The sequence below is a fragment of the Pseudomonas agronomica genome (genome assembly GCF_025917275.1).
GTDB lineage: Bacteria > Pseudomonadota > Gammaproteobacteria > Pseudomonadales > Pseudomonadaceae > Aquipseudomonas > Aquipseudomonas agronomica.
The window spans coordinates 1-18,008 of sequence record NZ_JAOSHO010000060.1 but is presented as its reverse complement, the minus strand read 5'-3'; the positions used below and the strand labels follow the sequence as shown (position 1 = coordinate 18,008).

Here is an 18,008-nt window from a genome sequence, read left to right as displayed (position 1 = left end):
CTTCGCGATACGGACGTGTCGCCGCTTGGCTCATATGCCAGGCGAAGCAGAAGTGATAGGGCAGGTGGCCCACCTGTGCCTGATTGGGGGGCAACAAGCAGGCCTGCGGCGTGATGCCGCTCGCTTCAATAGTTTCGTACATCGAGCTTTTTCATTTTTCGAGAGAGCTCTTCCACGGTGGCGGGCCTAGGTCATGCCATTAGGGGCAGTCATTGAGCGGAAGGTCAGCCAGTTGAAACTTCCGCCATGACGAGACGATCTCCTAAGCATCGGCAAACAGGAGATCAGCCATGAAGTGCTATCTATGCGGGTTGGAAGCGAAGCAGTCCGAAGCGGATCAAAGTGGAGAGCTTGTTGACTGCGGTGACTGCGGCACCTACAAAATTTCAAGTCTTGTGCTGAAAGAGTTGGCGACCAAGAAATTCGATTACCCGAAAATGCGCGATGATCTGCACCGCCAGCGGCAGTTCAATGCTACTTCTGTCGCAGAGATCAACACAGAGTCTGCCATCTGGGTTTAGGCGTGGGGCTTTGCGATAGGAGGGTATAGCTTGCAGCGTAAATGCCTCTACCAATCTTGAAAGAAGCGTCAATCAAAATGCCAAAGAAACAACCAGACGACAAAACGACAGCCAGTGCTGCCGAAATCGAGCGATCGATCCTGGCGCTCAACAAAATGGCTGAGCGCCTGTGGGGAGATGGCCGGGAAGCTGAAGCGCAGGCACTATTGAAGGCGCTGGATGCGTTAAACCGCGCCCTTGACCGTATAAGAATAGGGGAAAGCCGTAGAGTGCTTCATTGAAGGCCCAACACCCACTCACTAAAAGCCCGCACCCCCACCTGCCGCTCCCGCCCCGGCACGCACACCACCGTATACCGCGCCCCCGCCAAACGAACCTCAGGCCGGTAATCAATCAACTCCCCACGCGCAACCGCGTCGGCAACCAGCACATTGCTGGCAAGCACCAGCCCATGCCCTGCGACCGCCGCCTGCAGGGCATGTTGTTCCTCGTCATAACGCCGGTAGCGTGCGTTCTCCAGCCAGCCCAGGGTGCCGGCCTTGGCGCACCATGCAGCCCAATCGACCGCGACATTTGCGCTGCTCAGCCATGGCACGTCGATGAGTTCGACGGGCGAGCCCGCTGTGGGCGGTTGCCAACCGGGTTGGCAATAAGCACCAAAGTATTCATCCAGCAGAGGTTGCTCGAACAGGTGAGGATCTGGCGTGAAGAGGGCCCGGATCGCCAGGTCGATGTTGGCGTCACGTTGTAGGTCGACCACGTCGTTACTGCTGTGCAGCCTGACGTCAATCTCCGGATGCAACCGATGAAAATCGCCGAGCCGAGGTATCAGCCACAGGCTGGCGAACGCTGGCGTTGTGCTCACTACCAGGGACTGCGCGGAACACGACGGAACCAGCATTTGCAGGCCGTGCTGGATATCGAGCAGGGCGCGGTGCAGGTACGGCTGGAGGCGTTCGCCGTCAGCGCTCAGACGCACATTTTGACTCGAGCGTTCGAACAGCCGCACGCCGAGAAACGCTTCGAGGCTTTTGACCTGATGGGAGATGGCCGCAGGGCTGACGTTCAGCTCCTGGGCCGCCGCCTTGAAGCTGCCCAGTCGTGCGGCAGATTCGAAGCCGCGCAAGGCGGTGAAGGGCAGTTTGGCGAACATGGGCGGGGGGGTTACTCAGGTTGAGCGTGGCTCAATTTAGCTCAATTGAGCGCGAGCGCTCAACTCGCCAGGCTGTGGTTCCTTCTCAGTTCCTGGAGTCCATCGATGCAAGGCGCAGCTCGCAAAATTCTTCAGGCCATACTCTATGAGGCCGTTGGTGTGCTTTTTGTTGCGCCATCCCTTGCGCTCATCTATGAGCAGGGCATGGGCTATTCAACCCTGCTGTCCCTGGTGATTTCTGCCGTTGCGCTGGCTTGGAACATGCTTTTCAACGGCCTGTTCGAATGGTGGGAGCGTCGTCAACCCAGCCGCCATCGCAACTGGCAACGCCGATTGCTTCATTCCCTTGGGTTCGAGGGCGGCTTGACGCTGATCCTGACGCCGGTGATTGGAGCCTGGTTGGGTATCAGCCTGTGGTTGGCGCTGGTGACGAACCTGGGCTTGTTTGTGTTTTTCTTTTTTTACTCGCTGGTTTTTCAGTGGATATTCGATCGAGTGTTTGATGTTCCGCTTTCGGCGCAGCCGCGTTCTGATTGAACTGCCAACGCCATGGTGTGCCCAACCCATATCAATCAGCGAGAGGGCACACCAATGACCGACGAGAAGAAAAAAGAACAACCCAAGGACAACACGCCCGCGCATTCCACCGAGCAAGAGCGTGAGCGTTTGAAGGATTTCAACAAGGACGGTATTCCGCCGGGGTCCTCCTGATCGAGAAGAAACACGGCGGATTCCTAATCACTCGACCATGCAAACCCAATGATGATCCTGCCGATACGGTGCGCGGATAAATGCCACGTCGGATACCAATACCATGCCGCGTTCTTGAAGTGCTTCGGTCAGTTGTACGAGTGTCTCTGCTTCGATAGTCATCGCTGTTACCTCGTCAGATTACCGCGTTCATAATTGTTGACCGAACGCCTCGGCGGGTAATTCATTTTTTCTAACAGGCTTATCGAGGGGCGCGAATACCTACAAAAAAGCCCTACAGTCATGTAGGGCTTTTTGGATTATTTTTTCAATTGCCTGCGAACATCTTCGGCTCCTGCCCCAACGGCCTTGACCGCTGCCTTGAGCTCGTCTTCGGTTACGCCGAGCTCTTTTGTCCAGTATCTCAGTTCCCACTCTTCGGAAGTGTTGATGCGGCTCCGGTCTCGCGGTCCGCGGTTGCTCAAGTCGTCAGCCATTTTCGAGCTCCTTGGAAGAAAGCCTGGTTATCCCAGGCGACTTCCAATAGACAATCGAACTTGACGGTTTGCGCTATTTTTATGCGCGTTGACGATTAAACCCGCTATCAGAGGCGCATGCCCTTGAACGGATTCCAGCCTTGCTCGCCTTTTATTTCTTTCAAGTAGTAGGCGTAATTGATCGCCAGCGCATACATCATCGACATGGCAACGTTCAGGCCCATGCTCAACGGCCGCGGAAAGTCCATGCCAAGGATGGCGAAGATCACGCTCAATACAATGTTGATCCCCAGGAAGATGCCCAGCAGGGCCAGGTTCTTTTTCCAGAGACCCAGGACGAACAGGTAGATGGGACCAAAGAAAAACGCGATGACGTTGGCATTGATCAGGATTTTCTTTTTGAAGTCCGGCAGCGTCTTGACGGCTTCCTTGTAGCGCGGGTCGTTTGGTGCGCCGTAGGTTTCAAAGAAGTCGAAGCGTTCTTGCCATTTGGCGCTGTATTTGTCGGTGCTTTCCACGTGCTCGGGGGTGCTCATTTTTATCGTTCCTTGTTTTCCATGAAAGAATTCGTTCTCTCGAGAGGTCGCGCGACTTTGAAGCAGTTTTTACTGTCCGCTTTATAAGCGTTCGCGCACGAAAATACCGCACTGGCTGTTTAGCTGACTAGCTGATCTGTGATGGGCATCACGGTAGATCCTGCGCACGCACGCATGGCGCTTGGGGAAAGGCTAGAGAAGTTGAAGGCAGGCGAACGTGAATCGCCCGTTTTTTAAACGGGCGACAGGTTGATCAAATACCAGGGCAATCCGTCAAATCACGGCCTCGGCAAAAACATGCTCCGTCGCTATGGTCAAGAAGTGCAGCGGCATTTCATGTGCAGGCTGGGTGGACGGCATTTCAAAACTGCCCACTATCTGGCTTTGAAGCGCATTCAGCCGCATCGACTCTTCTTCCTTTAACTTTGCCATTCTCGCGTGGTTCGCTGCGATTTCGTTGAGAGTTGACACGGTACATCTCCGGTGGCTGGCCAAGCGTTGAGAATTTGCTGCCGCGCCAGGAAGACGTCGTCCTGCGCTGCTACCACGGTCCGCTGCAAACCCTGAGCCAGACACGCCCGCGTGACGTTCGCGAAGTTTCAAAGGCGACCAGTGGCCGTCGAGGCCGGCAACGTTTCAACCTTGCCTCGGAAATAAGTCAGTGATGATACAAAATTAAGTCAATCAGCCTGTGGAGCAGGGCGGCGGTGTTCTAGGGCAGCAGCGACCAGGTCGGCCTGGCAAATGACGCAAGCGTGATATGGAACTAATATCACCGTCAGTCTCTATATTTTTACAGGGGAAGTATCCCTTTTATGAGAGAGAACCGCCATGTTCAAATCGCGCTCGCTGATTGCTGCAGTCACCTGTTTCGCCTTGGCCGCGGGTCCTGGGATGGTTGTTGCGGACCCGGGTAACGGCAAGGGAAACGCTCAATTCGATCAAGGTCCAGGCCACGGTCAAGGAGGCAAGGGCGGGCAGGGCAACAAGGGTGGCCATGGAAACAAAGGCAACCAAGGCGGCAACGGAGGCGATTGGCATAACGGACCGAGCATCGACCGTGGCGGCGTTCTCGGGGTGATTGGCGGTTATCGCGATTATTGGAACCCCGGTCCTGCGTTACCGCCGGGTATCCAGAAGAACCTCGCCCGGGGCAAGCCGTTGCCACCCGGCATCGCCAAGAAGCTCGACGGGCGCCTGCTGGGGCGCTTGCCGCACTATGACGGCTATGAGTGGCAGCAGGTCGGCACGGACCTGATCCTGGTGGCGATTGCCAGCGGCATTATTTATGAAGTGCTGAACGGTGCGTTCGACTGAGCCGTTGTTCCAACGAAAGGGCCGTCTCTTCGAAGTGATGCCCAGTCAATGACGCGAAACATCTGTGGGAGCGAGCCTGCTCGCGAATGCGTCGGGTCAGCCAACTTCGATGTTGAATGCCCTGACGCTTTCGCGAGCAGGCTCGCTCCCACCAGGTTGGTGTCAGCTGTCAGATTGTCGCAGGCGCTTGTACAAGGTGTTGCGGCTGACTCCTAGGCGCCGCGCCAAGTGGGAAATATTCCCGCCCACGGCCTGTAGCTGACGGTTGAGGTCTTCGGCATCGTTCAAGTCCACTGTTAGCGGTTCGGGCGTTTCCATAGGCTCCATTTCCAGGTCGACAAAAAAATCGTCGGGCAGATGCTCGGGGCGGATCGGTTGTTCCTCGGCCATCGCCAGGGCGACCTGCAACACGCTGCTGACTTGCCGCAGGTTGCCCGGCCAAGGATGACGCTCGAATAAATCCGTCACTTCACGGCTCAGGCCGGCCCATTGGGTCGGTTCGCGGTGGTGTTCCCAAAGGCGTTTGAACAGCGCCTGCTTGTCGCTACGTTCGCGCAGGGGCGGCAGTTCGAGGGTCAGGCCGCCGATGCGGTAGTACAAGTCTTCGCGAAAGCGCCCCAACTGCACCTGTTCACGCAACGAGCGGTTGGTGGCGGAGATGATCCGGATGTCCACCGGGAACAGCTCGGCGCTGCCCACCGGTTGCACGCAACGTTCCTGCAGGACGCGCAGCAGTCGGGCCTGGGTTGGCAGCGGCATGTCGCCGATCTCATCGAGGAACAGCGTGCCCCGGTCAGCCTTGCGGATCAGGCCGATGCTGCCTTTCTGGTTGGCGCCGGTGAAGGCGCCTTTTTCGTAACCGAACAGTTCCGATTCCACCAGCTCGGCAGGAATGGCCGCGCAGTTGACCGCAATGAACGACTGCTTGCAGCGCGAGCTGGCCTGGTGCAGAGCCTTGACGAACACTTCCTTGCCGACACCGGTCTCGCCGTGGATCAGCAGTGGGATATCTTTCTCCAGCAAGCGCTCGGCTTGCCGCACGGCTTTTTCCACGCGGCTATCGCCGAAGTGCAGAGAGTTGAGGCTGATGCCGGTGTTGGCCGGCGCTGGCGTGGGCGAGGGCGTCGGCTCGGCGAAAATGCGCGGTTTGACCGACACCTGCTTCGGCCGCTTGAGCAGGCACTGGAAGCGATTGCGTCCGGACGCCTGCAAGGCGAACGGCAGGCCGTCGGGCTGGTTCAGCAGCTCCATCAGCGAGACCTTGAACAGGCTTTCGATGCTCACCCGCGACAGGCTCAGGCCCAGCAGATTGTCGGCGCGGCGATTGGCCGAGAGCACCTGGCCACTCTCATCGAAAATCAGCAGCCCGGCCCATTGGCTGTCGAGGTTGTTCAAGCCGGTGTTGAACGTCAGCTGAAAATGTTCACCGCGAAACAGGTTGAGGATCAGCCGGTTCTCCACAGTCTGGCTCATCATCTTGACCATGCCCAGGGTGTGCGACGGCGGCAGGTAGCTGTCGCTGGAAACGTCCAGCACGGCGATGACCTTGCGTTCGGCGTCGAAGATCGGCGCGGCGGAGCCGGTCATGAAACGGTTGGCCTTGAGGAAGTGTTCATCGTGCTCGATGTGCACGGCCTGCTCGCAGGCCAGAGCGGTGCCGATGGCGTTGGTCCCGGTGCAGCGCTCCATCCAGCTCGCGCCGGCGCTGAAGCCGTGGGCCAGTTTCGGATCGATGAAGCGCTGGGTGCCCCAGGACGTCAGTACTTGGCCCTGGTTGTCGGCGAGCATGATCAGGCAGTTGGAATTGCTCAGGATGTTCTCGTAGTACGGCAGGACTTCCTGATGGGTGGTCTGCACCAGTGAGTGCTGGCTATCCAGCAACTGGGCGATGCCGTCGGCCGGTAGTTGGTCGAACGCGGGCACGCTCTGGTGGTTCAAGCCAAAGGCACGGCAACGGGACCAGGAGGCCTGGATGATGGCCTCGTGGGACAAGGCAGGAGCAGGTGCGGCCATGGGGCACTCTCGCAGGAGCTGTTTTTATTGTTGTGGCAAGTCTCGCACAGGTTCCTTGTGCTCGGGCAGGCCTGAATACCACTTCATACATCAACCCTGTGGGAGCGAGCTTGCTCGCGATAGCGGCGTTTCAGCGGCATTGATGTGACTGAGGCACCGCTATCGCGAGCAAGCTCGCTCCCACAGGGGGCATGGCCAGGCTAGCCGAAAACGTTCTTTCAGTGTTGTTCAAAATTGTTCATTGTCAACCGGCTGGTTGTTCAGTTGTTCATTCGTGGTTGTTCACTTGTGTTCATGAGCGAACGTCTTTTTTCAGTGAATCAAACGAAATTCCAGACAGATCAGCGGTTTGCGATTTCTGGCACGGCTTTCGCTTTCCAACTCGGGTCGCTTGACTCCAAATAATAAAAAGGCCGAGCCATGTCATTAAAGCTTGAGCACATCTGTCGCACCGTCGAAGGCCAGCCCTGGATCGACGATGCCAATCTGAGTTTCGAACCCGGATCCTTCAACGTCCTGTTGGGCCGCACGCTCTCCGGCAAGACCAGCCTCATGCGCCTGATGGCCGGTCTGGACAAGCCCGACAGCGGCCGCATCCTGATGAACGGCGTCGACGTCACCCAGCGCCCGGTGCGGCTGCGCAACGTGTCGATGGTTTACCAGCAGTTCATCAACTACCCGACCATGACCGTTTTCGAAAACATCGCCTCGCCGTTGCGCCAGGCCCGCGTGTCCGAGGAGATCATCCAGGGCAAAGTCCTGGAAACCGCAAGAATGCTGCGGATCGAAAAATTCCTCAAACGTCATCCGCTGGAATTGTCCGGTGGCCAGCAGCAGCGCACGGCAATGGCCCGTGCCCTGGTCAAGGACGCCGAGCTGATCCTGTTCGACGAGCCGTTGGTGAACCTGGACTACAAGCTGCGCGAAGAGCTGCGCCAGGAAATGCGCGAGCTGTTCCAGGCCCGCCACACCATCGCCGTCTACGCCACCACCGAGCCCAACGAAGCGCTGGCGCTGGGCGGCACCACGACGATTCTTCACGAAGGTCGGGTGATCCAGAGCGGCAAATCTTCTTCGGTCTATCACCAGCCACAAACGGTGCTGGCCGCCGAGTTGTTTTCCGAACCGCCGATCAACCTCATGCCCGGACGGATCGCCGGCAATGAAGTCAGCTTCGCCAATTTCGTCCATTTCCCGCTGAACGTCGACCTGCGCCCGGTGGGCGAGGGCGAGTTCCGTTTTGGCGTGCGCCCCAGCCATATCTCCCTGGTGCCCAGCAACGACGACGACCTTGAACTGGCCGTGACGGTCGAGGTGGCCGAGATCAGCGGCTCGGAAACGTTCTTGCATGTGCGCAACGAACACTTCCTGCTGGTGCTGCACTTGCCCGGGGTGCACGAATACGACGTGGACGCGCCGATCCGCATCTACATCCCGACCCATAAACTGTTTGTCTTCGACGCCCAGGGCAAGCTGGTCCAAGCCCCGGGCCAGCGTATTGCGAGGGTTGCCTGATGGCCGAAATTCGTTTGCAGAACCTCGCCCACAGCTACACCAGCACCCCGGCGGGCCCCGAGGACTACGCGATTCGCGAGATGAACCACATCTGGGAGCAGGGCGGCGCTTATGCATTGCTCGGGCCTTCGGGCTGCGGCAAGTCCACGTTGCTCAACATCATTTCCGGCTTGCTCAGCCCGTCTGAAGGGCAGGTCATGTTCGACAGCAAAGTCGTCAACGAGCTGACCCCGGAGCGCCGCAACATCGCCCAGGTGTTCCAGTTCCCGGTGGTGTACGACACCATGACGGTGTTCGACAACCTGGCCTTCCCGCTGCGCAACCAGGGCATGGCCGAGGCGCGGATCCACACCAAGGTGCAGGAAATCGCCGAGGTTCTCGACCTGCAGAATCTGCTGGATAAAAAGGCCCGCAACCTCACCGCCGACGAAAAACAGAAAGTCTCCATGGGCCGCGGGCTGGTGCGCGACGATGTGTCGGCGATCCTGTTCGACGAGCCGCTGACGGTGATCGACCCGCACCTGAAATGGAAGCTGCGGCGCAAGCTCAAGCAGATTCACGAGCAGTTCAACATCACCATGGTCTACGTCACCCACGACCAGTTGGAAGCCTCGACATTCGCCGACAAGATCGCGGTGATGTACGGCGGCCAGATCGTCCAGTTCGGCACGCCACGAGACTTGTTCGAGCGCCCGAGCCACACCTTCGTCGGCTACTTCATCGGCAGCCCGGGGATGAACCTGATCGAGGTCACGGCGCAGCCCGGTGGCGTCGGTTTCGGGTCGACCCACTTGCCGCTGTCGGACACCTTGCAACGGCGTGTCGCCGAATCGGAGGGCAAAAGCCTCAAGGTCGGCATCCGCCCCGAGTTCGTGCATGTCTGGGACGGTCCTTACGACGACGCGATGCGCGCGGAGGTCGTGCACGTCGAAGACCTGGGCACCTACAAGATCCTGACCCTCAACCTCGGTGGCGCGCCGCTGAAAGTGCGCCTGGCCGAAGACAAGCCGGTGCCGGAAGGCATCGCGTACATCAGCTTTCCGGCCCAATGGCTGATGGTCTATGCCGATGAATATTTGCTCGATTCCGTGGGCGAGGTGCAGCCATGAACAAGGTGCAGAACAACAAGGCCTGGTGGCTGGTGTTGCCGGTGTTCCTGCTGGTGGCCTTCAGTGCCGTGATTCCGATGATGACCGTGGTCAACTATTCGGTGCAGGACATCTTCGACCAGTCCAGCCGTTATTTTGTCGGCGCCGACTGGTACAAGCAGGTGCTGCTCGACCCCCGCTTGCACGATTCGCTGTTGCGCCAGTTCATCTACTCGGCGTGCGTGCTGCTGATTGAAATCCCCCTGGGCATCGCCATCGCCCTGACCATGCCGACCAAGGGCAAGTGGTCGTCCCTGGTGCTGATCATCCTGGCGATCCCATTGCTGATCCCGTGGAACGTGGTCGGCACCATCTGGCAGATCTTCGGCCGTGCCGACATCGGCTTGCTGGGTTCCGCACTCAACGGCCTGGGCATCAACTACAACTATGCGGCCAACACCATGGACGCCTGGGTGACGGTGCTGGTGATGGACGTCTGGCACTGGACTTCACTGGTGGCGCTGCTTTGTTATTCGGGGCTGAGGGCAATTCCCGACGTCTACTATCAGGCGGCGCGGATCGACCGGGCATCCAACTGGGCGGTGTTCCGGCACATCCAGTTGCCGAAGATGAAGAGCGTGCTGCTGATCGCCGTGATGCTGCGTTTCATGGACAGCTTCATGATCTACACCGAGCCGTTCGTACTCACCGGCGGCGGGCCGGGCAACGCTACCACGTTCCTCAGCCAGACCCTGACGCAGATGGCCATCGGTCAATTCGACCTGGGCCCGGCAGCGGCGTTTTCCCTGGTGTACTTCCTGATCATTCTGTTGGTGTCCTGGCTGTTCTACACCGCCATGACGCACTCCGACGCCAACCGTTGAGGCCCGCACAATGAGCAACCGAAAGCTGATTCCGCTTTTGATCTACATCCTGTTCTTGCTGGTGCCCATCTACTGGCTGCTGAACATGTCCTTCAAGAGCAACACCGAGATCCTTGGCGGCCTGACCCTGTGGCCGCACGATTTCACGTTCCACAACTACAAGGTGATCTTCACCGACCCGAGCTGGTACACCGGTTACCTCAATTCGCTGTACTACGTGAGCCTGAACACCGTGATCTCGCTGGCGGTGGCGTTGCCGGCGGCCTATGCGTTTTCCCGTTATCGGTTCCTCGGTGACAAGCACCTGTTCTTCTGGCTGCTGACCAACCGCATGGCGCCACCGGCGGTGTTCCTGTTGCCGTTCTTCCAGCTGTATTCGTCCATCGGCCTGTTCGACACCCACATCGCCGTGGCCTTGGCCCACTGCCTGTTCAACGTGCCGTTGGCGGTGTGGATCCTCGAAGGGTTCATGTCCGGGGTACCGAAAGAAATTGACGAGACCGCCTACATTGACGGCTACAGTTTCCCCAAGTTCTTCGCCAAGATCTTCGTCCCGTTGATCGGCTCCGGCATCGGCGTCACGGCGTTTTTCTGCTTCATGTTTTCCTGGGTCGAACTGCTGCTGGCCCGTACGCTCACCTCGGTGAATGCCAAGCCGATCGCGGCGGTCATGACCCGCACGGTGTCGGCGTCCGGGATTGACTGGGGCGTGCTGGCGGCGGCGGGGGTGTTGACCATCCTGCCGGGCATGCTGGTGATCTGGTTCGTTCGCAACCACGTGGCCAAGGGCTTCGCCCTGGGCCGGGTCTGAGGAGTCGATGATGGAATGGATGAATTGGACCGTCCCGACGGCGGCGTTTTTTGGTGTCATCGCCTTGTTTTTAATAGGCATGACCACATGGGAACTGCGTTCGCCGAGTATCCCTCGGCGTGGTTTCCTGCCGATTGTCACGACCCGTGGCGATCGGTTGTTTATCGGTCTTCTCGGTAGCGCCTACCTGCACTTGCTGGTGATCGGCGCCACCGACTGGAGCATCTGGATAGCGTTCGCGTTGTCTTTGGTGTGGCTGTTGGCAGTGATGCGGTGGGGCTAGTCGCTCGACGATCAGGCTCTTAAACCCAAACAGAAGAGGTCTCTATGTTCGATAAAAACAATAAGCTGCGACATAGCGTTTCATTGGCAGCCATGCTGGCACTCAGCGGGCTGAGCGCTGCGGCCTGGGCCGACGCCTATGAAGACGCCGCAAAAAAATGGATCGGCAGTGAGTTCAAGCCGTCAACCCTGACAGCCGAGCAACAGCTTGAAGAGCTGAAGTGGTTCATCAAGGCCGCCGAGCCGTTTCGCGGGATGAAGATCAACGTGGTGTCGGAAACCCTCACCACGCACGAATACGAGTCCAAGGTACTGGCCAAGGCCTTCACCGAAATCACCGGCATCCAATTGACCCACGACCTGCTGCAAGAAGGCGACGTCGTGGAAAAAATGCAGACGGTGATGCAGTCGGACAAGAATATCTATGACGGCTGGGTCAACGACTCGGACCTGATCGGTACGCACTTTCGCTACGGCAAGACCGAATCGATCACCGACCTGATGGCCAACGAAGGCAAGAACTACACCTCGCCGACATTGGACATCAAGGACTTCATCGGCATTTCCTTCACCACCGCGCCGGACGGCAAGATCTATCAACTGCCCGACCAGCAGTTCGCCAACTTGTACTGGTTCCGCGCCGACTGGTTCGAGCGCGCGGACCTGAAGGCCAAGTTCAAGGAAAAATACGGCTACGAGCTGGGCGTACCGGTGAACTGGTCAGCCTATGAAGACATCGCCAAGTTCTTCTCCGAGGACGTCAAGGAGATCGACGGCAAGCGCATCTACGGACACATGGACTACGGCAAGAAAGACCCGTCCCTGGGCTGGCGCTTCACCGATGCCTGGTTCTCCATGGCCGGTGGCGGCGACAAAGGCCTGCCAAACGGGTTGCCGGTGGACGAGTGGGGCATTCGCGTCGAAGACTGCCATCCGGTTGGTTCCAGCGTCACCCGTGGCGGCGACACCAACGGCCCTGCCGCCGTGTTCGCCACCACCAAATACGTGGACTGGCTGAAGAAATACGCGCCACCGGAAGCGGCGGGCATGACCTTCTCGGAGTCTGGCCCGGTGCCGTCCCAAGGCAACATCGCCCAGCAGATTTTCTGGTACACCGCGTTCACCGCCGACATGACCAAGCCGGGCCTGCCGGTGGTGAATGCCGACGGCACGCCGAAATGGCGCATGGCGCCTTCGCCACGCGGTCCGTACTGGGAACAGGGCATGAAGCTGGGGTATCAGGACGTGGGGTCGTGGACGTTCATGAAGTCCACGCCTGAGAAGCAGAAGCTCGCGGCCTGGCTCTATGCGCAATTCGTGACCTCGAAAACCGTGTCGCTGAAAAAGACCATCGTGGGCCTGACGCCGATTCGTGAGTCGGACATCAACTCCCAGGCGATGACCGACCTGGCACCAAAACTCGGTGGCTTGGTGGAGTTCTACCGCAGCCCGGCCCGCGTGCAATGGACCCCGACCGGGACCAACGTGCCGGATTATCCACGTCTCGCGCAGTTGTGGTGGAGCCACATCGCCGAAGCGGCCAGCGGCGAGAAGACGCCACAGCAAGCGCTCGATGGCTTGGCCAAGGACCAGGACGCGATCATGACTCGCCTGGAACGCTCCAAGGCCCAAGCCACTTGCGCACCTAAGATGAACCCTGAGCGCGACGCGCAATACTGGTTCGACCAACCGGGTGCACCGAAGCCGAAACTGGCGAACGAGAAGCCTAAAGGCGAAACCGTAAGCTACACCGAGCTGTTGAAGTCGTGGGAGGCAGCGCGTAAATAACGCGGCATCCGCAAGGTAAGGGACGGCACTGCAAGGTGCCGTTTCTATTTCTCTGCCGGTAAAGCCCGGCGCATCGCCTTGACGATAGCGGGCGCCAAGGCGTTGTGGCCGGCCTCGACCATGATGGCGCGCACGTTCAGGTGCAGTTCGAGCCAGCGCAGGCTCTGCATGCCGTAGCGATCCTTCAGCCCTTGCACCACGGTCACCTTGGCCTGGGGATCCAGGTCAGCGTCGGCTGGTTTGAAAAAATACCCCTCTAGATGAAAGTGAAGCTCCAGGCGCAGGGCCCGCAGGACGCTCTCGTCGACGCATCGCGCCAAGGCAGATGGGCACACGACCACACCGCTGGGACTGAGCACTGCCAGCAGCCAATGCACGGCGGCCTGTCGCTGGCGATTCGAAGTCTCGTGGCCCAGTTCGTCGAATATCTGCCGCGGGTTCGTCGCACAGCTGACCGGCCCGACACTCGCCAACCATTGGCACAGGTCGCGGTCATACGCCTGGACGATGGCCGCGCAGGGCACGAATACCGACGCGAGCAATACCCTGTGCACCGAGTGGGCATAGCGTCGCTGGTACTGGACTGCCAGCCAACTGCCCCAGGAAACGCCGAGCAGGCTGATGCGCCTGAAACCGAAATGCTCACGCAGGGCCTCGATGTCGAGAACGGACAACGATGTGTTGTTGTGCTGGCAATCACCTTCCGGCGTCGAGCGACCACAACCCCGCTGGTCGAACATAATGACTTCGAAACCCTGCAGGTCCAGCAGCTCCAGGTATCGATGACTCGATCGGCCTCCGGGCCCGCCCTGCAACACCATCAGCGGCTCGCAGCCGGGTGTGCCGTGGCGCTCCCAATAAAGCAAGTGGCCGTCGTCGGTGGGGTAGTAACCGCCGTCCAAGGGGCGCGTCATGGCGTGTCCCTCGTCAGGACATAGAATTGGAAAAGCTGGCCGGTGATGCCGCACGAGGCGAGGCTGGAGACGAGTGTCAGCGCACATTGCTGGGCCAGATAGCGCATGGCCGGCAGCACAGGCGTATGACCAAACACGATAAGCCTGCCGCCGGGCACGAGTGTCGACACGAGTCGGCGCAGCAACCGTTCGGCTTCGGCACGGGTCATGACTTCGGCGTTGAGAAACCGAAGCACCAGCACATCGCAATGATCGACGACGAGCTCGGCACTGGCGGCATCGGCCAGCCGAAACTCAACCGAGCGCCCGTAGCGACTTCGGGCCGCTTCGATCATCGAGGGCGAACGATCCGAGCCGATACAATGGCTGCCAGGCAAGGCTTGAGCCAGGTGATGGATGAACGTGCCGGTGGAGCAGGCCGGGTCGTGGATTATCGCGCCTGGCTTCAACCATGACCGCAGCAACCGGCAACAGTGGTGTCGCAAGTGCGCTTCGCCATCGTCGAGTTCACGGGCGAGCGCGTCAGTGAATGCCCAGTGGTCTTGAGGGCAGACGAATTCCCGGCCGTCTCGCTCAAGTGCGGGAAAAGGAAAGTGGATTTCGCTGTGAGGGTCCTCCAATGCGTCTACGAATACGGTGACCTTGTCGTTTCGTCGGATGGCGTGGTAGTCCAGCAGAAGACCTTCATCACCCCAATGGAACTGACCGAGCGGGCCGAGCAGCATCCAGGAGCCGATCCGACTGTCCGAGCGCAGGCGCTCCCGTTCGTCCCGTTGCAATGTCTTGCGGCCGACCCAGTCGCGTCCTCGACAGCGCAGGATGAAGATCTGATTGAGACCGGCGCCCAAGGGTTCGACGAAACGCTCCCATGAGCCGGGCGCTACAGGTTCGGTTCGCAGGATTCTTTCCAGGCCGAGCTCACGCCGCAGGCGCTGCCGCGTCGTCTGTTCACGCATGGGCCGCAGCCTCCATGAGGGCACGTCTTCTTCCGCGGGCCATGGGCACGACGACGTTGCCGCTGGATACGATGTAGAAACGCTCCAGCCCAGGCACGACCACATTGACCAGCGTCGTGCCCGCTTCGGAACGATAAAGCGTCGAAAAGCCGGCTGTGTAACCGTGTTGCTGCAGGTTGCCCGCCAGTTGTTTGATCTGCGCCTTCAGCGGGCGGGCCTCGGCGGTTTTTGGCAGCTTGATGGTTTTTTGCGGTCGGGTATCCAGCAGATGGCTGGGCTCGAAACGCATGCAGCGTTGCAATCGGGAAAACCCGGCCAGATGACGGTTGGCGACGGACAGGTGCTGGCGCAGCGGCGCTTCACGGGTGTTCAGGTGCAACTGCACCAACTCGGTCAAAGCCCGATGAGCCGCGTGAAGGGGCGTGGTCGAAGTGCCTGATCCAAACACGTTGACCGGCTCGCCAGAGAGGTTCGCGAAAGCCAGGCAAGTCGTGGCGGCAAATTCGGTGCTGATGTCCAGCAGTACGATTTCTGCACCGATCTCGGCCTGGGCGTCGGCCCACAATTGGTCCAACGCCTCGTCGCTGGGCATGCGCTGGACTATCCGCAAGGGCGTGGCGTTCTGGTAATAAAAGTGATCGAGCAGGAACAGTGAAACCGCGTCGCGCTCCAGGCATTCGTTGAGCCCGTGGAGGACGGCTTCGTCCAGGGTTGCGCCGATGGCGCTCCCGCTGCTGCTGGAGTAACGGCGCAACGAACGGTAATCGGTCGTATCGTCCGGTGCGGGATCATTCGCATAGCTGGGCATCGTCAAGGCGATGGGATAGTGAAACGAGGTGCCGTCACTGATGGCCGAGTACGGGCGGCAGGCGATCCGGCTGTCGGGCTGGTCCTGCAAGGTATCCAACAGATCATCTTTACCGGCTATGCCACGGATCAGGTCGGCGGGCGTCAACACGACGAGGTCCCTGGCCAGGGCCGGGTCGCTCAAATAATGCTCGAATGCTTCGTACAGCGCGCCGACGCGAGCCTGTTCGGCGTAGCCCTTGCCGCAACCCAAGGCTTTTCGCCGCGAGTCGCCGATTTCGGCCTGGACGGAAACGACCCGGTTGCCCAACGTGCGCAGGTTGCTCTGCAATCCCAACGTTTGCAGCTCGGCTTCGATTTGTCGGGCTGATTGGGTCAGGGACCGTTCGCGCTCGGGTGTGGGGGATGCGTCCATGAATCGTCACTCCTGGAACGGGGGCACCGCGTGCCCCCGCTTTTAGTTACTCGGCGTCAAGCTCGGCTTTTTCTGCCTGGCTCAGTTGCAGGTCCTCCAGCTGTTGTTCCGAGGGAAAAGCGTCCGGGTTTTCCAGGTCGACACCCAGATCAGACAGTTCGTTGGCATTCCAGCTCATCATGTAGCCCATGAGTCGTTTCCTTTTTTCGAGTTATTCAAAGGGTATTGGGAAACGCCGTGTTGGCGGCGCAGAGAGACGTTAGGAAATCGCTGGGGGCGGGGTCAAACATGACGATTTGTAAGCAGGGCGGGAGGAAAATACGCCCAACACATTTACATTTATTGTCGTGCTTGAAAGTCTTGAGCCCGTGATTCAGAGCCGGACGAGAAGAAGGAAGGGGCTGTGGCAGGATCTGGATGTAGGGTCTAGTGACCCGCAGAGCGGGAAAAAACGCGTGAGATGCGGGGTATTTTCTTTGCGTGTTGTAGTCCGGCGCCCAACAGGAAGAACTGCTGGGAAGATTGACGGCATGGACTGATGCTGTTTCCTACAAAATTAAATCGAGAAAGCAGCGTCAACCCGCCTTGGCCGGACTTGTGCCGGAACGTCCGGCGACTGGAGACAGGCTGGATTTCATCAACGTATCCAACGCTTGCCGGTAGGTCCGGCCCGCCAGGCTCATGCTGTTGTTGTGCGTGGCGCCGGGCACCATCAGCAAACGCTTGGGCTCCCGGGCGGCGTTGAACAACTGTTCGCTGAAACGCGGCGGTACGTAGGCGTCCGCCGCGCCATGGACGATCAACAGCGGCATGTTGATCTCGCCGATCTTGTCGATGGAATCGAACTTCTGGGACAGCAACCAGCGCACCGGCAGTGGCGTATCCGCCATGGCCGTGGCGACATCGCCCAACGAAGTAAATGTGGATTCGATCACTAACCCTCGGGCCGGCACCGGGGTACCATTGCTTGCCGCCTTCTGGCCCAGTTCCGCCGCGAGATCAACCGCGACGGCGCCACCCAGTGAATGACCGTAGATCAGCCGCAGGGCCGGATCCGGTTGCAACACTTCGAGACGCCCCCAGGCGATTCGCGCATCCTCATAGACGCTGGCTTCCGATGGCAGGTCGCCCTGGCTCTTGCCGAAGCCACGGTAATCGATCGCCAGCACCGAATAGCCCAGCGCTCGCAGTTGCTGGATTCGAAACAACTGACCGGTCAGGTTCCAGCGCACGCCGTGCAGATACAGGATGGCCGGCGCATTCTTGCGCTCGGCCGGCCACCACCAGCCATGGATATTTTCCCCTGCCTTGAACGTCCTGGGCTTGAGATCGAATTCCTGCAAACCGCTGGGGAGGCCGCTGAACCAGCTCGCTGTTCCCGGCTCGATGCGAAACACCAATTCGCGCTCCTTGTGCTGCAACGCCGCGCAGCCCACCGGCAGGCCGACCACCATTGCGATCATCAACGACCAGGCCAGCCAACGCTGTTTGAAGCGAGAAAATAAAAATGCGGACATCGATGCGATTCGCTACTGGGACAGAAGCTGCGTTTTAGCAGATTCCTTGGCTCGCGCGCAGGATTTCGGACAGTTTGCCCATGGCCTCGCGCCGCCTTGCGATAAAGAGCGCAACCCGATCGAACTCTCGCCGTTTCGCCCCACTCGAAAATCAACAGCCATCACATCGAGGACGACGTCATGACGATCGAACATTCCAAAGGGCAGACCCAACCAGGCAACAGCGCACCGGCGAAAGACGCTTGCGGCGAGCCGGTGGACGTGGTCGAGCGCGATGTGCGCCACCCGGATCCGGCGACTGACA

The 18,008-nt window shown here is 59.4% G+C and carries 21 protein-coding genes; 10 read left to right on the top strand and 11 right to left on the bottom strand.

Going from position 1 to position 18,008, the window contains the following annotated elements:
* Nucleotides 1-290: 290 nt before the first annotated feature.
* On the top strand, nt 291-521 hold the full coding sequence (locus OC610_RS07500; protein ID WP_264427244.1) for a hypothetical protein: 231 nt from the start codon (nt 291-293) through the stop codon (nt 519-521).
* Between the two features lie 77 nt (nt 522-598).
* Nucleotides 599-802, top strand: coding sequence for a hypothetical protein (locus OC610_RS07495; RefSeq protein ID WP_030138076.1), 204 nt, complete (start codon nt 599-601; stop codon nt 800-802).
* Here OC610_RS07495 and OC610_RS07490 read toward each other — a convergent pair.
* Nucleotides 796-1,674 carry a LysR substrate-binding domain-containing protein gene (locus tag OC610_RS07490; RefSeq protein ID WP_264427243.1) on the bottom strand — a complete coding sequence of 293 codons (879 nt, stop codon included), beginning with the start codon at nt 1,672-1,674 and terminating at the stop codon, nt 796-798. The genes OC610_RS07495 and OC610_RS07490 overlap by 7 nt on opposite strands.
* A 105-nt stretch (nt 1,675-1,779) precedes the next feature.
* Between OC610_RS07490 and OC610_RS07485 the strand changes: the two genes are divergently transcribed.
* Nucleotides 1,780-2,211 carry a PACE efflux transporter gene (locus OC610_RS07485; RefSeq protein WP_264427242.1) on the top strand — a complete coding sequence of 144 codons (432 nt, stop codon included), beginning with the start codon at nt 1,780-1,782 and terminating at the stop codon, nt 2,209-2,211.
* A 201-nt stretch (nt 2,212-2,412) separates the two neighbouring features.
* On the opposite strand, the gene OC610_RS07480 is transcribed toward OC610_RS07485, so the two are convergent.
* The 4 genes from OC610_RS07480 to OC610_RS07465 all read right to left on the bottom strand — a co-directional run bounded on the left by OC610_RS07480 (nt 2,413) and on the right by OC610_RS07465 (nt 3,868).
* Nucleotides 2,413-2,547, bottom strand: a complete 135-nt coding sequence (locus tag OC610_RS07480) for a hypothetical protein (RefSeq protein ID WP_264427241.1) — start codon at nt 2,545-2,547, stop codon at nt 2,413-2,415.
* A 137-nt stretch (nt 2,548-2,684) separates the two neighbouring features.
* A complete protein-coding gene (locus OC610_RS07475; RefSeq protein WP_264427240.1) occupies nt 2,685-2,861 on the bottom strand; it encodes a DUF3606 domain-containing protein in 177 nt (58 codons plus the stop codon).
* Between the two features lie 107 nt (nt 2,862-2,968).
* Nucleotides 2,969-3,397 carry a DUF2628 domain-containing protein gene (locus OC610_RS07470; RefSeq protein ID WP_264427239.1) on the bottom strand — a complete coding sequence of 143 codons (429 nt, stop codon included), beginning with the start codon at nt 3,395-3,397 and terminating at the stop codon, nt 2,969-2,971.
* Nucleotides 3,398-3,670: 273 nt separating this feature from the next.
* Nucleotides 3,671-3,868, bottom strand: coding sequence for a hypothetical protein (locus OC610_RS07465; protein ID WP_264427238.1), 198 nt, complete (start codon nt 3,866-3,868; stop codon nt 3,671-3,673).
* Between the two features lie 360 nt (nt 3,869-4,228).
* On the opposite strand from OC610_RS07465, the gene OC610_RS07460 reads away from it, so the two are divergent.
* Nucleotides 4,229-4,714: an RcnB family protein gene (locus tag OC610_RS07460; RefSeq protein ID WP_264427237.1), complete on the top strand. Its 486-nt coding sequence runs from the start codon at nt 4,229-4,231 to the stop codon at nt 4,712-4,714.
* A gap of 162 nt (nt 4,715-4,876) precedes the next feature.
* Here the strand turns inward: OC610_RS07460 and OC610_RS07455 are convergent, their stop codons facing one another.
* Nucleotides 4,877-6,727 carry a sigma-54-dependent Fis family transcriptional regulator gene (locus OC610_RS07455; RefSeq protein ID WP_264427236.1) on the bottom strand — a complete coding sequence of 617 codons (1,851 nt, stop codon included), beginning with the start codon at nt 6,725-6,727 and terminating at the stop codon, nt 4,877-4,879.
* A gap of 420 nt (nt 6,728-7,147) precedes the next feature.
* On the opposite strand from OC610_RS07455, the gene OC610_RS07450 reads away from it, so the two are divergent.
* From OC610_RS07450 to OC610_RS07425, 6 genes are read left to right on the top strand one after another with little or no spacing between them, the layout of a single operon-like run.
* Nucleotides 7,148-8,242 (top strand): ABC transporter ATP-binding protein, encoded by a 1,095-nt coding sequence (locus OC610_RS07450; protein WP_264427235.1) that lies wholly within the window; start codon nt 7,148-7,150, stop codon nt 8,240-8,242.
* A complete protein-coding gene (locus tag OC610_RS07445; RefSeq protein WP_264427234.1) occupies nt 8,242-9,351 on the top strand; it encodes an ABC transporter ATP-binding protein in 1,110 nt (369 codons plus the stop codon). Before OC610_RS07450 ends, OC610_RS07445 begins: the two co-directional genes overlap by 1 nt.
* Complete coding sequence (locus OC610_RS07440) at nt 9,348-10,214, top strand: carbohydrate ABC transporter permease (RefSeq protein WP_181288986.1); 867 nt, start codon at nt 9,348-9,350, stop codon at nt 10,212-10,214. Before OC610_RS07445 ends, OC610_RS07440 begins: the two co-directional genes overlap by 4 nt.
* A gap of 10 nt (nt 10,215-10,224) precedes the next feature.
* Nucleotides 10,225-11,025 (top strand): carbohydrate ABC transporter permease, encoded by an 801-nt coding sequence (locus OC610_RS07435; RefSeq protein ID WP_181288985.1) that lies wholly within the window; start codon nt 10,225-10,227, stop codon nt 11,023-11,025.
* 10 nt (nt 11,026-11,035) lie between these two features.
* Nucleotides 11,036-11,308, top strand: a complete 273-nt coding sequence (locus OC610_RS07430; protein ID WP_264427233.1) for a DUF2160 domain-containing protein — start codon at nt 11,036-11,038, stop codon at nt 11,306-11,308.
* A gap of 44 nt (nt 11,309-11,352) precedes the next feature.
* Nucleotides 11,353-13,095 (top strand): ABC transporter substrate-binding protein, encoded by a 1,743-nt coding sequence (locus OC610_RS07425; protein WP_264427232.1) that lies wholly within the window; start codon nt 11,353-11,355, stop codon nt 13,093-13,095.
* Between the two features lie 44 nt (nt 13,096-13,139).
* Here the strand turns inward: OC610_RS07425 and OC610_RS07420 are convergent, their stop codons facing one another.
* The 5 genes from OC610_RS07420 to OC610_RS07400 form a co-directional block, all read right to left on the bottom strand.
* Nucleotides 13,140-14,009 carry an alpha/beta fold hydrolase gene (locus OC610_RS07420; protein WP_264427231.1) on the bottom strand — a complete coding sequence of 290 codons (870 nt, stop codon included), beginning with the start codon at nt 14,007-14,009 and terminating at the stop codon, nt 13,140-13,142.
* Complete coding sequence (locus OC610_RS07415; protein WP_264427230.1) at nt 14,006-14,965, bottom strand: class I SAM-dependent methyltransferase; 960 nt, start codon at nt 14,963-14,965, stop codon at nt 14,006-14,008. The genes OC610_RS07420 and OC610_RS07415 overlap by 4 nt, the downstream gene beginning before the upstream one ends.
* Nucleotides 14,958-16,187 carry a YcaO-like family protein gene (locus tag OC610_RS07410; protein WP_264427229.1) on the bottom strand — a complete coding sequence of 410 codons (1,230 nt, stop codon included), beginning with the start codon at nt 16,185-16,187 and terminating at the stop codon, nt 14,958-14,960. Before OC610_RS07410 ends, OC610_RS07415 begins: the two co-directional genes overlap by 8 nt.
* 46 nt (nt 16,188-16,233) lie before the next feature.
* Nucleotides 16,234-16,377, bottom strand: a complete 144-nt coding sequence (locus OC610_RS07405; protein ID WP_264427228.1) for a hypothetical protein — start codon at nt 16,375-16,377, stop codon at nt 16,234-16,236.
* A gap of 385 nt (nt 16,378-16,762) precedes the next feature.
* Complete coding sequence (locus OC610_RS07400) at nt 16,763-17,704, bottom strand: alpha/beta hydrolase (protein WP_408636556.1); 942 nt, start codon at nt 17,702-17,704, stop codon at nt 16,763-16,765.
* Nucleotides 17,705-18,008: the final 304 nt, after the last annotated feature.

Bases quoted from the DNA above. Each gene is read 5' to 3' on its own strand.
- OC610_RS07500 (WP_264427244.1), top strand. From the start codon at position 291: ATGAAGTGCTATCTATGCGGGTTGGAAGCGAAGCAGTCCGAAGCGGAT.
- OC610_RS07495 (WP_030138076.1), top strand. From the start codon at position 599: ATGCCAAAGAAACAACCAGACGACAAAACGACAGCCAGTGCTGCCGAA.
- OC610_RS07490 (WP_264427243.1), bottom strand. From the start codon at position 1,674: ATGTTCGCCAAACTGCCCTTCACCGCCTTGCGCGGCTTCGAATCTGCC.
- OC610_RS07485 (WP_264427242.1), top strand. From the start codon at position 1,780: ATGCAAGGCGCAGCTCGCAAAATTCTTCAGGCCATACTCTATGAGGCC.
- OC610_RS07480 (WP_264427241.1), bottom strand. From the start codon at position 2,547: ATGACTATCGAAGCAGAGACACTCGTACAACTGACCGAAGCACTTCAA.
- OC610_RS07475 (WP_264427240.1), bottom strand. From the start codon at position 2,861: ATGGCTGACGACTTGAGCAACCGCGGACCGCGAGACCGGAGCCGCATC.
- OC610_RS07470 (WP_264427239.1), bottom strand. From the start codon at position 3,397: ATGAGCACCCCCGAGCACGTGGAAAGCACCGACAAATACAGCGCCAAA.
- OC610_RS07460 (WP_264427237.1), top strand. From the start codon at position 4,229: ATGTTCAAATCGCGCTCGCTGATTGCTGCAGTCACCTGTTTCGCCTTG.
- OC610_RS07455 (WP_264427236.1), bottom strand. From the start codon at position 6,727: ATGGCCGCACCTGCTCCTGCCTTGTCCCACGAGGCCATCATCCAGGCC.
- OC610_RS07450 (WP_264427235.1), top strand. From the start codon at position 7,148: ATGTCATTAAAGCTTGAGCACATCTGTCGCACCGTCGAAGGCCAGCCC.
- OC610_RS07445 (WP_264427234.1), top strand. From the start codon at position 8,242: ATGGCCGAAATTCGTTTGCAGAACCTCGCCCACAGCTACACCAGCACC.
- OC610_RS07440 (WP_181288986.1), top strand. From the start codon at position 9,348: ATGAACAAGGTGCAGAACAACAAGGCCTGGTGGCTGGTGTTGCCGGTG.
- OC610_RS07435 (WP_181288985.1), top strand. From the start codon at position 10,225: ATGAGCAACCGAAAGCTGATTCCGCTTTTGATCTACATCCTGTTCTTG.
- OC610_RS07430 (WP_264427233.1), top strand. From the start codon at position 11,036: ATGGAATGGATGAATTGGACCGTCCCGACGGCGGCGTTTTTTGGTGTC.
- OC610_RS07425 (WP_264427232.1), top strand. From the start codon at position 11,353: ATGTTCGATAAAAACAATAAGCTGCGACATAGCGTTTCATTGGCAGCC.
- OC610_RS07420 (WP_264427231.1), bottom strand. From the start codon at position 14,009: ATGACGCGCCCCTTGGACGGCGGTTACTACCCCACCGACGACGGCCAC.
- OC610_RS07415 (WP_264427230.1), bottom strand. From the start codon at position 14,965: ATGCGTGAACAGACGACGCGGCAGCGCCTGCGGCGTGAGCTCGGCCTG.
- OC610_RS07410 (WP_264427229.1), bottom strand. From the start codon at position 16,187: ATGGACGCATCCCCCACACCCGAGCGCGAACGGTCCCTGACCCAATCA.
- OC610_RS07405 (WP_264427228.1), bottom strand. From the start codon at position 16,377: ATGGGCTACATGATGAGCTGGAATGCCAACGAACTGTCTGATCTGGGT.
- OC610_RS07400 (WP_408636556.1), bottom strand. From the start codon at position 17,704: ATGTCCGCATTTTTATTTTCTCGCTTCAAACAGCGTTGGCTGGCCTGG.